This window comes from Streptomyces sp. NPDC059452, assembly GCF_042750035.1.
Taxonomy (GTDB): Bacteria; Actinomycetota; Actinomycetes; order Streptomycetales; family Streptomycetaceae; genus Streptomyces.
The window spans coordinates 110,242-122,671 of sequence record NZ_JBHYVE010000013.1 but is presented as its reverse complement, the minus strand read 5'-3'; the positions used below and the strand labels follow the sequence as shown (position 1 = coordinate 122,671).

The window sequence follows — 12,430 nt, the reverse complement described above, 5'->3', positions numbered from 1 at the left end:
ACCGGAGAACCCCAGATGAAGCGTCACCTCATCTCGGCCGCCGACCTCACCCGCGACGACGCCGTCCTGATCCTCGACACCGCCGAGGAGATGGCCCGGGTCGCGGACCGGCCGATCAAGAAGCTCCCGACCCTGCGCGGCCGTACCGTCGTCAACCTCTTCTTCGAGGACTCGACCCGGACCCGCATCTCCTTCGAGGCCGCCGCCAAGCGGCTCTCCGCCGACGTCATCAACTTCTCCGCCAAGGGCTCCTCCGTCTCCAAGGGCGAGTCCCTGAAGGACACCGCGCTGACCCTGGAGGCGATGGGCGCCGACGCCGTCGTCATCCGGCACGGCGCCTCCGGCGCCCCCTACCGGCTCGCCACCTCCGGCTGGATCGACGGGGCCGTGGTCAACGCCGGTGACGGCACCCACGAGCACCCCACCCAGGCCCTGCTGGACGCCTTCACCATGCGCCGCCGCCTCGTCGGCGCCGACGCCGGGCTCGGCCGGGACCTGGACGGCCGCCGGATCACGATCGTCGGCGACATCCTGCACAGCCGGGTCGCCCGCTCCAACGTCCACCTGCTCACCACCCTGGGCGCGCACGTCACCCTGGTGGCCCCGCCCACCCTGGTGCCCGTGGGCGTCGAACAGTGGCCCTGCGACGTCAGCTACAGCCTGGACGACGTGCTGGCGAAGTCCGATGCGGTGATGATGCTGCGTGTGCAGCGCGAACGGATGAACGCCGCCTACTTCCCGACCGAGCGCGAGTACTCCCGCCGCTACGGCCTGGACGGCCAGCGCATGGCGAAGATGCCCGGGCACGCCATCGTCATGCACCCCGGCCCGATGGTCCGCGGCATGGAGATCACCGCCGAGGTCGCCGACTCCGACCGCTGCACGGTCGTCGAGCAGGTCGCCAACGGCGTCTCCATCCGGATGGCCGTCCTCTACCTGCTGCTCGGCGGCTCCGACACCGCCCTGTCAGCCCCTGCCCGTCCCGAGAGCCCCGCCCGTACCGAGGCCACTGCCCGTACCGAGGAGACCAAGTAACCATGAGCAAGATCCTTATCCGCGGGGCGCGCATCCTCGGCGGCGAGCCGCAGGACGTACTGATCGACGGCGAGACCGTCGCCGAGGTGGGCACCGGCATCGACGCCCCCGAGGGCGCCACCGTGATCGAGGCGGCGGGCCAGGTCCTGCTGCCCGGCCTCGTCGACCTCCACACCCATCTGCGCGAGCCCGGCCGCGAGGACTCCGAGACCGTCCTCACCGGCACCCGGGCCGCGGCGGCGGGCGGCTTCACCGCCGTCCACGCCATGGCCAACACCTTCCCCGTCGCCGACACCGCGGGCGTCGTCGAGCAGGTCTGGCGGCTCGGCAAGGAGTCCGGCTACTGCGACGTCCAGCCCGTCGGCGCCGTCACCGTCGGCCTGGAGGGCAAGCAGCTCGCCGAGCTCGGCGCGATGCACGACTCGGCCGCCGGGGTGAAGGTCTTCTCCGACGACGGCAAGTGCGTCGACGACGCGGTGATCATGCGCCGCGCCCTGGAGTACGTGAAGGCCTTCGACGGCGTCGTCGCCCAGCACGCCCAGGAGCCGCGCCTCACCGAGGGCGCCCAGATGAACGAGGGCATCGTCTCCGCCGAACTCGGGCTCGGCGGCTGGCCCGCCGTCGCCGAGGAGTCGATCATCGCCCGCGATGTCCTCCTCGCCGCCCACGTCGGCTCCCGCGTCCACATCTGCCACCTCTCCACCGCCGGATCCGTGGAGATCGTCCGCTGGGCCAAGTCCAAGGGCTGGAACGTCACCGCCGAGGTCACCCCGCACCACCTCCTCCTCACCGACGAGCTGGTCCGCTCCTACAACCCGGTCTACAAGGTGAACCCGCCGCTGCGCACCGAGGCCGACGTCCTGGCCCTGCGCGAGGCGCTCGCGGACGGCACGATCGACTGTGTCGCCACCGACCACGCCCCGCACCCGCACGAGGACAAGGACTGCGAGTGGGCCGCCGCCGCCATGGGCATGGTGGGGCTGGAGACCGCGCTCTCCGTCGTCCAGCAGACGATGGTGGACACCGGTCTGATCGACTGGGCGGGCGTCGCGGACCGCATGTCGTTCCGCCCCGCGGCCATCGGCCGTCTCGAAGGACACGGCCGTCCCGTCTCGGCGGGTGAGCCCGCCAACCTGACGCTGGTGGATCCGGCATACCGTGGAGCCGTGGACCCCGCGGGCTTCGCGTCCCGCAGCCGAAACACCCCCTACGAGGGGCGTGAGCTGCCGGGCCGCGTCACCCATACCTTCCTGCGGGGCCGTGCCACGGTCGTCGACGGGAAGCTCGCGTGACAACACTTACCCCCCTGTACCTGCTGGCCGCCGAGAAGAAGTCGGCGGAAGTGACGGACTGGTCCGCCCGCATCGCCTGGGTGATCGGGCTGGCGCTCTTCGTCGCCCTCGTCTACTGGCTGATGCGCGAGGGCTGGAAATGGCGCGGAAGGCTCCAGTCCGACCTGCCGGAGCTGGCCGCCGCCCCCGACGGCTTCGCCTCCGACGACGTCCTCCTGACGCTCACCGGGCGCTACCACGCCTCCACCACCGCCGGGCAGTGGCTCGACCGGATCGTCGCGCACGGCCTCGGCACCCGCAGCCGGACCGAGCTCACGCTCACCGCACGCGGCCTGGACGTCGTACGCCCCGGCGCGAGCGACTTCTTCATCCCGGCCGAGGCGCTGCGCGAGGCCCGGCTCGACAAGGCGCTCGCGGGCAAGGTCCTCCCCGAGGGCGGCCTGCTGATCATCACCTGGGAGCACGGCGGTACGCGGATCGACTCCGGCTTCCGCTCCGACCAGGCCGCCGAGCACCAGGCCTGGGTCGACGCCGTCACGAACCTCATCAGCCCCGAGGCCGCCAAGAACCTCACCAGAACTACGGAAGGCACCGCACGATGACGATCTCCACCCGGGGAGCCCAGGCTCCCGCCGTACTCGTCCTGGAGGACGGCCGCACCTTCCGCGGCCGTGCCTACGGGGCCGTGGGGGAGACCTTCGGCGAGGCGGTGTTCTCCACCGGCATGACCGGCTACCAGGAAACGCTGACCGACCCCTCGTACCACCGTCAGGTCGTCGTCATGACGGCCCCGCACGTCGGCAACACCGGGGTGAACGACGAGGACCCCGAGTCGGCCCGTATCTGGGTCTCCGGCTACGTCGTCCGCGACCCCGCCCGCAAGCCCTCCAACTGGCGCTCGCAGCGCTCGCTGGACGAGGAGCTGGTGGCCCAGGGCGTCGTCGGCATCAGCGGCGTCGACACCCGCGCCCTCACCCGCCACCTGCGCGAGCGCGGCGCGATGCGCGTCGGGATCTTCTCCGGCAACGCGCTCCAGGACGAGGGCACGCTGCTCGCCAAGGTCCGACAGGCCCCCGAGATGGCCGGCGCCGACCTCTCCGCCGAGGTGGCGACCAAGGAGGCGTACGTCGTCCCCGCGATCGGCACGAAGAAGTTCACCGTCGCCGCGATCGACCTCGGCATCAAGGGCATGACCCCGCACCGGATGGCCGAACGCGGCATCGAGGTGCACGTCCTGCCCGCCACCGCCACCCTGGAGGAGGTGTACGCGGTGAAGCCGGACGGCGTCTTCTTCTCCAACGGCCCCGGCGACCCCTCCACCGCCGACCACCCGGTCGCCCTCATGCGGGGCGTCCTGGAGCGGTCCACCCCGCTCTTCGGCATCTGCTTCGGCAACCAGATCCTCGGCCGCGCGCTCGGCTTCGGCACGTACAAGCTGAAGTACGGCCACCGGGGGATCAACCAGCCGGTGCAGGACCGCACCACCGGCAAGGTCGAGGTCACCGCGCACAACCACGGCTTCGCCGTGGACGCCCCGCTCGACAAGGTCTCCGACACCGAGTTCGGCCGCGCGGAGGTCTCCCACGTCTGCCTGAACGACCAGGTCGTCGAGGGGCTCCAGCTCCTGGACCGGCCCGCCTTCAGCGTCCAGTACCACCCCGAGGCGGCCGCCGGCCCGCACGACGCCGCGTATCTCTTCGACCGTTTCGTCTCCCTGATGGAGGGCCAGCGTGCCTAAGCGCTCCGATATCCAGTCCGTCCTGGTCATCGGCTCCGGCCCGATCGTCATCGGCCAGGCAGCCGAGTTCGACTACTCCGGCACCCAGGCGTGCCGCGTCCTCAAGGCCGAGGGCCTGCGGGTCATCCTGGTGAACTCCAACCCCGCGACGATCATGACCGACCCGGAGATCGCCGACGCCACCTACGTCGAGCCGATCACCCCCGAGTTCGTCGAGAAGATCATCGCCAAGGAGCGCCCCGACGCCCTCCTGCCCACCCTCGGCGGCCAGACCGCGCTGAACACCGCGATCTCCATGCACGAGCAGGGAGTGCTGGAGAAGTACGGTGTGGAGCTGATCGGCGCCAACGTCGAGGCGATCAACAAGGGCGAGGACCGCGACCTCTTCAAGGGCGTCGTCGAGGCCGTCAAGGCGAAGATCGGCTACGGCGAGTCCGCCCGCTCGGTCATCTGCCACTCGATGGACGACGTCCTCAAGGGCGTCGACACCCTCGGCGGCTACCCCGTCGTCGTACGCCCCTCCTTCACCATGGGCGGCGCCGGTTCCGGCTTCGCCCACGACGAGGAGGAGCTGCGCCGCATCGCCGGACAGGGCCTCACGCTCTCCCCGACCACCGAAGTGCTCCTGGAGGAGTCCATCCTCGGCTGGAAGGAGTACGAGCTGGAGCTGATGCGCGACCGCAACGACAACGTCGTGGTCGTCTGCTCCATCGAGAACTTCGACCCGATGGGCGTCCACACCGGCGACTCGATCACCGTCGCCCCCGCGATGACGCTGACCGACCGCGAGTACCAGCGGCTGCGCGACATCGGCATCGCGATCATCCGCGAGGTCGGCGTCGACACCGGCGGCTGCAACATCCAGTTCGCGATCGACCCCACCGACGGCCGGGTCATCGTCATCGAGATGAACCCCCGCGTCTCCCGCTCCTCGGCGCTCGCCTCCAAGGCCACCGGCTTCCCGATCGCCAAGATCGCCGCCAAGCTGGCCGTCGGCTACACGCTCGACGAGATCCCGAACGACATCACGGAGAAGACCCCGGCCTCCTTCGAGCCGACGCTCGACTACGTCGTCGTCAAGGCTCCCCGGTTCGCCTTCGAGAAGTTCCCCTCCGCCGACTCCACCCTCACCACCACCATGAAGTCGGTGGGCGAGGCCATGGCGATCGGCCGGAACTTCACCGAGGCCCTTCAGAAGGCCCTGCGCTCGCTGGAGAAGAAGGGCTCGCAGTTCGCCTTCACCGGCCCGGTAGGTGACAAGGCCGAGCTGCTGGCCGAGGCGGTACGGCCCACCGACGGCCGCATCAACACGGTCATGCAGGCGATCCGCGCCGGAGCCACCCCGGAGGAGGTCTTCGACGCGACGAAGATCGACCCCTGGTTCGTCGACCAGCTCTTCCTGATCAAGGAGATCGCCGACGAGCTGGCCTCCGCCGAGCGCCTGGACGCCGAACTGATCGCCGAGGCCAAGCGGCACGGCTTCTCGGACGCCCAGATCGGCGAGATCCGGGGCCTGCGCGAGGACGTCGTCCGCGAGGTCCGCCACGCGCTGGGCATCCGGCCGGTGTACAAGACGGTTGACACCTGCGCGGCGGAGTTCGCGGCGAAGACGCCGTACTTCTACTCCTCCTACGACGAGGAGAGCGAGGTCGCCCCGCGCACCAAGCCCGCGGTGATCATCCTCGGCTCGGGCCCCAACCGGATCGGCCAGGGCATCGAGTTCGACTACTCCTGTGTGCACGCCTCCTTCGCCCTGAGCGACGCGGGTTACGAGACCGTCATGGTCAACTGCAACCCGGAGACCGTCTCCACGGACTACGACACCTCCGACCGGCTCTACTTCGAGCCGCTCACCCTGGAAGACGTCCTGGAGATCGTCCACGCCGAGTCGCTGGCGGGACCGCTCGCCGGGGTCATCGTCCAGCTCGGCGGCCAGACCCCGCTGGGCCTCTCCCAGGCGCTGAAGGACAACGGCGTACCCGTCGTCGGTACGTCCCCGGAGGCGATCCACGCCGCCGAGGACCGCGGCGCCTTCGGCCAGGTCCTCGCCGAGGCCGGACTGCCCGCGCCGAAGCACGGGACGGCGACCACGTTCGCCGGGGCCAAGGCCATCGCGGACGAGATCGGCTACCCGGTCCTGGTCCGCCCCTCCTACGTGCTCGGCGGGCGCGGCATGGAGATCGTGTACGACGAGACGCGGCTCGCCTCGTACATCTCCGAGTCCACCGAGATCAGCCCCACCCGGCCCGTCCTGGTCGACCGCTTCCTCGACGACGCGATCGAGATCGACGTCGACGCCCTCTACGACGGCACCGAGCTCTACCTCGGCGGCGTCATGGAGCACATCGAGGAGGCCGGGATCCACTCCGGCGACTCCGCCTGCGCCCTGCCCCCGATCACGCTCGGCGGGTTCGACATCAAGCGGCTGCGCGCCTCCACCGAGGCCATCGCCAAGGGCGTCGGCGTGCGCGGACTGATCAACATCCAGTTCGCGCTCTCCGGGGACATCCTCTACGTCCTGGAGGCCAACCCGCGCGCCTCCCGCACGGTCCCCTTCACCTCGAAGGCGACCGCCGTCCCGCTCGCGAAGGCCGCCGCCCGCATCTCGCTGGGTGCCACCGTCGCCGAGCTCCGGGCGGAGGGCCTGCTGCCGAAGACCGGCGACGGCGGCACCCTGCCGCTGGACGCGCCGATCTCCGTCAAGGAGGCCGTCATGCCGTGGTCGCGGTTCCGCGACATCCACGGCCGGGGCGTGGACACCGTCCTCGGCCCGGAGATGCGCTCCACGGGCGAGGTCATGGGCATCGACTCCGTCTTCGGGACGGCGTACGCGAAGTCGCAGGCGGGCGCGTACGGGCCGCTGCCGACCTCGGGGCGGGCGTTCATCTCGGTCGCCAACCGGGACAAGCGCTCGATGATCTTCCCGGCCCGTGAGCTGGTCGCCCACGGCTTCGAGCTGATGGCCACCTCCGGCACCGCCGAGGTCCTCAAGCGCAACGGGATCAACGCCACGATCGTGCGCAAGCAGTCCGAGGGGGAGGGGCCGAACGGTGAGAAGACCATCGTCCAGCTCATCCACGACGGTCAGGTCGACCTCATCGTCAACACCCCCTACGGCACCGGCGGCCGGCTCGACGGCTACGAGATCCGTACGGCGGCCGTCGCCCGGTCGGTGCCCTGCCTGACCACGGTCCAGGCGCTCGCCGCGGCCGTCCAGGGCATCGACGCCCTCAACGGCGGCGACGTCGGCGTCCGCTCCCTCCAGGAACACGCCGAACACCTGACCGCGACGCGCGACTAGCAGCCCAGCAGGGGGACACCGGAAACGGTGTCCCCCTCTCTGTGAGCCCCACCGAGCCACTGAGCACCCGAGGACCTCTCTCCATGTACAAGTTCTTCTTCCGGCTGGTCTTCAAGCGGATGGACCCCGAGCAGGCCCACCACGCCGCCTTCCGCTGGATCCGCCTCGCCGCCCGCGTCCCCGTACTGCGTACCTTCGTCGCCGCCGTCCTCGCCCCCCGCTACAAGGAGCTGCGCACCGAGGCGCTGGGCCTGCGGATGCACGGCCCCTTCGGACTCGCCGCGGGCTTCGACAAGAACGCGGTCGCGATCGACGGCATGGCGATGCTCGGCTTCGACCACGTCGAGATCGGTACCGTCACCGGCGAACCGCAGCCCGGCAACCCCAAGCAGCGGCTCTTCCGGCTCGTCGCGGACCGCGCGCTGATCAACCGCATGGGCTTCAACAACGAGGGCTCCGCCGCCGTCGCCGCCCGGCTCGCCTCCCGTAACCCGGTCTTCCGCACCACGGTCGGCGTCAACATCGGCAAGACCAAGGTCGTGCCGGAGGCCGAGGCCGCCGCCGACTACGTGAAGTCCACCGAGGCCCTCGCCGCCCACGCGGACTACCTCGTCGTCAACGTCTCCTCGCCCAACACCCCCGGCCTGCGCAACCTCCAGGCCACCGAGTCGCTGCGCCCCCTGCTGACCGCCGTCCGCGAGGCCGCCGACCGCACCGTCACCGCCCGGCGCGTACCGCTGCTCGTCAAGATCGCCCCGGACCTCGCGGACGAGGACGTGGACGCGGTCGCCGACCTCGCCGTGGAGCTGGGTCTCGACGGGATCATCGCCACCAACACCACCATCGCCCGCGAAGGGCTCGGCCTGAAGTCCGCCCCCGAACTGGTGGGCGAGACCGGCGGGCTCTCCGGCGCACCCCTCAAGGAACGCTCCCTGGAGGTCCTGAGCCGCCTGTACGCCCGTGTGGGGGACCGGATCACCCTGGTGGGCGTCGGGGGCGTCGAGAGCGCCGAGGACGCCTGGCAGCGCATCCTGGCCGGGGCCACCCTCGTACAGGGCTACAGCGCCTTCATCTACGAGGGCCCCTTCTACGCACGCGCGATCCATAAGGGCCTCGCGGCCCGGCTCGCCGCATCCCCGTACGCCACCCTCGCCGAGGCCGTCGGCGCCGAGACCCGGAAGAAGGCAGCGCAGTGACCCTCGAACCCTTCGGCGCCCGGCTGCGCCACGCCATGGACACCCGTGGGCCGCTCTGCGTCGGCATCGACCCGCACGCCTCCCTCCTCACCTCCTGGGGGCTGAACGACGACATCGCGGGCCTGGAGCGCTTCACCCGGACCGTCGTGGAGGCGCTGGCCGACCGGGTCGCCGTCCTCAAGCCGCAGTCGGCGTTCTTCGAGCGGTTCGGCTCGCGCGGCATCGCCGTCCTGGAGAAGGCCGTCGAGGAGGCGCGGGCCGCCGGGGCGCTGGTCCTGATGGACGCCAAGCGCGGTGACATCGGCTCCACCATGGGCGCCTACGCGGCGACCTACCTGGACCAGGACTCCCCGCTCTTCTCCGACGCGGTGACCGTCTCCCCGTACCTCGGCTTCGGCTCGCTGCGCCCGGCGCTGGACGCGGCGGCGGCCTCCGGCGCGGGCGTCTTCGTCCTCGCGCTCACCTCCAACCCGGAGGGCGCCGAGGTCCAGCGCGCCACCGCGGCCGACGGCCGCTCGCTGGCCCAGCTGATGCTGGACCACATGGCGGCGGAGAACGCGGGGGCGGCCCCGCTCGGCTCGGTCGGCGCGGTGGTCGGGGCGACGCTCGGGGACGCGGGGGTGGACCTGGCGATCAACGGACCGCTCCTCGCGCCCGGCATCGGCGCCCAGGGGGCGACCCCGGCGGACCTTCCGGCGGTCTTCGGTGACGCGGTCGGCAACGTCGTGCCCAGCGTGAGCCGGGGCGTGCTGCGCCACGGTCCGGACGCGTCGGGGCTGCGCGAAGCGGCCGAGCGGTTCGCGGACGAGGTCCGTGGCGCCGTCTCCGGCAGTTGACCCTGGCACGTTTACAGGCTGTTGACGAATTACTGACCGGAAACCCGGTGGTTATGCGGTAAATGTCCTGGTCGGCCAAGGCTGACCAGGACTTTTCGTCTGTTCTCGCTGACTACAGCGGCCATGGCCGCTAGTCTCCGTCGAGAGCAGCCGAGCACAGTGTGTTCGTCGCTCACCTGGTGGAGGGCGTCCAGCTTCCCCACCGGTCCGTATCCGACAGATCGACATCCGAGGTGACGTAGGCGTGGCTCTTCCGCCCCTTACCCCTGAACAGCGCGCAGCCGCGCTCGAAAAGGCCGCCGCGGCTCGCCGGGAGCGGGCCGAGGTCAAGAATCGACTCAAGCACTCCGGAGCCTCCCTCCACGAGGTCATCAAGCAGGGCCAGGAGAACGACGTCATCGGCAAGATGAAGGTCTCCGCGCTCCTGGAGTCCCTGCCGGGCGTCGGCAAGGTCCGTGCCAAGCAGATCATGGAGCGTCTCGGCATCTCCGAAAGCCGCCGGGTCCGGGGGCTCGGCTCCAACCAGATCGCATCCCTGGAGCGTGAGTTCGGCGGCAGCGCCGCCTGACATTCCGGCCGCCGTTCCGTCCCGCGTTCTCAGGCACCCCTGAGAACCTGGATAATCGGTCCATGGCTGCAACATCCCGGGGGACGTCCCCCGTACCCCCGGACGTACGTCCGCGGCTGACCGTGCTCTCCGGCCCCTCAGGGGTCGGCAAGAGCACGGTCGTCGCCCATATGCGCACCGTGCACCCCGAGGTCTGGCTCTCCGTGTCGGCGACGACCCGCAAGCCCCGCCCCGGGGAGCGCAACGGTGTCCACTACTTCTTCGTGGACGACGAGGAGTTCGACAAGCTCATCGCCAACGGGGAACTGCTGGAGTGGGCCGAGTTCGCGGGCAACCGCTACGGCACACCGCGCCGCGCCGTCCTGGACCGCCTGGAGGCGGGGGAGCCCGTCCTGCTGGAGATCGACCTCCAGGGTGCCCGGCTGGTCCGCCAGTCGATGCCCGAGGCGCGCCTGGTCTTCCTGGCACCGCCGAGCTGGGACGAGCTGGTGCGCCGGCTCACCGGCCGGGGCACCGAGGCGCCCGAGGTGATCGAGCGCCGGCTCGCCGCCGCCAAGGTCGAACTGGCCGCCGAGGCCGAGTTCGATACGACGCTCGTCAACACCTCCGTCGAGGATGTGGCACGTGAGCTGCTAGCCTTGATGCTTCAGGCTTAGATCCCCGTGATCGTTCAGATCCCCTGATCTTTGATCTACACCCCCTTCGGAAGGCAGAGAGTGTCCTCTTCCATCACCACGCCCGAGGGCATCATCAACCCGCCGATTGATGAGCTCCTTGAGGCCACCGACTCGAAGTACAGCCTGGTCATCTACGCCGCCAAGCGCGCGCGTCAGATCAACGCGTACTACTCGCAGCTCGGCGAGGGTCTCCTTGAGTACGTCGGTCCGCTCGTCGACACCCACGTACACGAGAAGCCGCTGTCGATCGCGCTCCGCGAGATCAACGCGGGCCTGCTGACCTCCGAGGCCATCGAGGGCCCCGCGCAGTAAGCAGGACAAGCACCTTCATTCTCAGGCCCGGCGGCCCGTCCGCCGGGCCTGAGGTGTGTCCGGGGCCGGGTGAACGCGTTCCGCGCGGTGAGGCAGCATGGGAGTCACGTTCTGACGTAGCCGAGTTCTTACGTTGCCGAGTGCGGGGAGACGCAGTGGACAAGCCGAAGGTCGTCCTGGGGGTCAGCGGGGGCATCGCCGCCTACAAGGCGTGCGAGCTGCTGCGCCGACTGACCGAGTCCGGGCACGATGTACGGGTCGTCCCGACCGCCTCCTCGTTGCACTTCGTGGGCGCGGCCACCTGGTCGGCGCTCTCCGGCCACCCCGTCTCCGACCAGGTCTGGGACGACGTCCACGAGGTCCCGCACGTCCGGATCGGGCAGCACGCGGACCTCGTCGTGGTCGCCCCGGCCACCGCGGACATGCTGGCCAAGGCGGCCCACGGGCTCGCCGACGACCTGCTCACCAACACGCTTCTGACCGCTCGCTGTCCGGTGGTCTTCGCCCCCGCCATGCACACCGAGATGTGGGAGCACCCGGCCACCCAGGAGAACGTGGCGACCCTGCGCCGCCGGGGCGCCGTCGTCATCGAGCCCGCCGTGGGGCGGCTGACCGGCGTCGACACCGGCAAGGGGCGGCTGCCCGACCCGGGCGAGATCTTCGAGGTCTGCCGCCGGGTGCTGGCGCGCGGCGTCACCGCGCCCGACCTCGCGGGCCGCCATGTGGTGATCAGCGCGGGCGGCACCCGCGAGCCCCTGGACCCGGTGCGCTACCTCGGCAACCGCTCCTCGGGGAAGCAGGGGTACGCGCTGGCGCGCACCGCCGTCGCCCGGGGCGCCCGGGTCACCCTGATCGAGGCCAATACCGGGCTGCCCGACCCGGCCGGGGCCGATGTCGTCCGGGTCGGCACGGCGGTCCAGCTGCGGGAGACCGTCCTGAAGGCGGCTCCGGACGCGGACGTCGTGGTGATGGCGGCGGCGGTGGCCGACTTCCGGCCCGCCGAGTACGCCCCGGGCAAGATCAAGAAGAAGGACGGCGAGGAGGCGCCCGTCGTCCCCCTCGTCCGCAACCCCGACATCCTCGCCGAGGTCGCCGCCGAGCGGGCCCGGGCGGGCCAGCTCGTGGTGGGATTCGCCGCCGAGACCGACGACGTCCTCGCCAACGGCCGGGCCAAGCTCCGCCGCAAGGGCTGCGATCTGCTCGTGGTCAACGAGGTCGGGGAGCGCCGGACCTTCGGCTCCGAGGAGAACGAGGCGGTGGTCCTCGCCTCGGACGGAACGGAGACCCCGGTGCCGTACGGACCCAAGGAAGCCCTGGCCGACACGGTCTGGGATCTGGTTTCGGGCAGGTTCCAGGAGATGTGACAATCAACCCCTCGGGCGAGCCAAAGCGGCTCAGAACGGGGCAGAATCACCGTTCTGAAGGACGGATTATCCTTCAGGTGTCCGCTGTGTCACGGGCTGTCGCGCTCCAAA

The 12,430-nt window shown here is 70.6% G+C and carries 11 protein-coding genes; all 11 read left to right on the top strand.

Going from position 1 to position 12,430, the window contains the following annotated elements; all coding sequences use genetic code 11:
• Window positions 1–15: 15 nt before the first annotated feature.
• The 11 genes from ACFW9Z_RS19005 (at window position 16) to coaBC (ending at window position 12,319) form a co-directional block, all read left to right on the top strand.
• Window positions 16–1,035, top strand: coding sequence for an aspartate carbamoyltransferase catalytic subunit (locus tag ACFW9Z_RS19005; RefSeq protein WP_384641904.1), 1,020 nt, complete (start codon window positions 16–18; stop codon window positions 1,033–1,035).
• A 2-nt stretch (window positions 1,036–1,037) separates the two neighbouring features.
• Window positions 1,038–2,327 (top strand): dihydroorotase, encoded by a 1,290-nt coding sequence (locus ACFW9Z_RS19000; RefSeq protein WP_384641901.1) that lies wholly within the window; start codon window positions 1,038–1,040, stop codon window positions 2,325–2,327.
• A complete protein-coding gene (locus ACFW9Z_RS18995; RefSeq protein WP_384641899.1) occupies window positions 2,324–2,929 on the top strand; it encodes a hypothetical protein in 606 nt (201 codons plus the stop codon). Before ACFW9Z_RS19000 ends, ACFW9Z_RS18995 begins: the two co-directional genes overlap by 4 nt.
• Window positions 2,926–4,065: a glutamine-hydrolyzing carbamoyl-phosphate synthase small subunit gene (carA, locus tag ACFW9Z_RS18990; RefSeq protein WP_384641897.1), complete on the top strand. Its 1,140-nt coding sequence runs from the start codon at window positions 2,926–2,928 to the stop codon at window positions 4,063–4,065. Before ACFW9Z_RS18995 ends, carA begins: the two co-directional genes overlap by 4 nt.
• Complete coding sequence (gene carB, locus ACFW9Z_RS18985) at window positions 4,058–7,366, top strand: carbamoyl-phosphate synthase large subunit (protein ID WP_384641895.1); 3,309 nt, start codon at window positions 4,058–4,060, stop codon at window positions 7,364–7,366. The genes carA and carB overlap by 8 nt, the downstream gene beginning before the upstream one ends.
• 83 nt (window positions 7,367–7,449) lie before the next feature.
• Window positions 7,450–8,562, top strand: a complete 1,113-nt coding sequence (locus ACFW9Z_RS18980; RefSeq protein ID WP_384641893.1) for a quinone-dependent dihydroorotate dehydrogenase — start codon at window positions 7,450–7,452, stop codon at window positions 8,560–8,562.
• Window positions 8,559–9,398, top strand: coding sequence for an orotidine-5'-phosphate decarboxylase (gene pyrF, locus ACFW9Z_RS18975; protein WP_384641890.1), 840 nt, complete (start codon window positions 8,559–8,561; stop codon window positions 9,396–9,398). Before ACFW9Z_RS18980 ends, pyrF begins: the two co-directional genes overlap by 4 nt.
• A gap of 244 nt (window positions 9,399–9,642) precedes the next feature.
• Window positions 9,643–9,966, top strand: a complete 324-nt coding sequence (locus tag ACFW9Z_RS18970) for an integration host factor (RefSeq protein ID WP_014157387.1) — start codon at window positions 9,643–9,645, stop codon at window positions 9,964–9,966.
• A 62-nt stretch (window positions 9,967–10,028) separates the two neighbouring features.
• On the top strand, window positions 10,029–10,622 hold the full coding sequence (gene gmk, locus ACFW9Z_RS18965; RefSeq protein ID WP_384641887.1) for a guanylate kinase: 594 nt from the start codon (window positions 10,029–10,031) through the stop codon (window positions 10,620–10,622).
• Between the two features lie 60 nt (window positions 10,623–10,682).
• A complete protein-coding gene (gene rpoZ / locus ACFW9Z_RS18960) occupies window positions 10,683–10,955 on the top strand; it encodes a DNA-directed RNA polymerase subunit omega (protein ID WP_003970369.1) in 273 nt (90 codons plus the stop codon).
• A 155-nt stretch (window positions 10,956–11,110) separates the two neighbouring features.
• Window positions 11,111–12,319, top strand: a complete 1,209-nt coding sequence (gene coaBC, locus ACFW9Z_RS18955) for a bifunctional phosphopantothenoylcysteine decarboxylase/phosphopantothenate--cysteine ligase CoaBC (RefSeq protein ID WP_384641884.1) — start codon at window positions 11,111–11,113, stop codon at window positions 12,317–12,319.
• Window positions 12,320–12,430 lie beyond the last annotated feature (111 nt).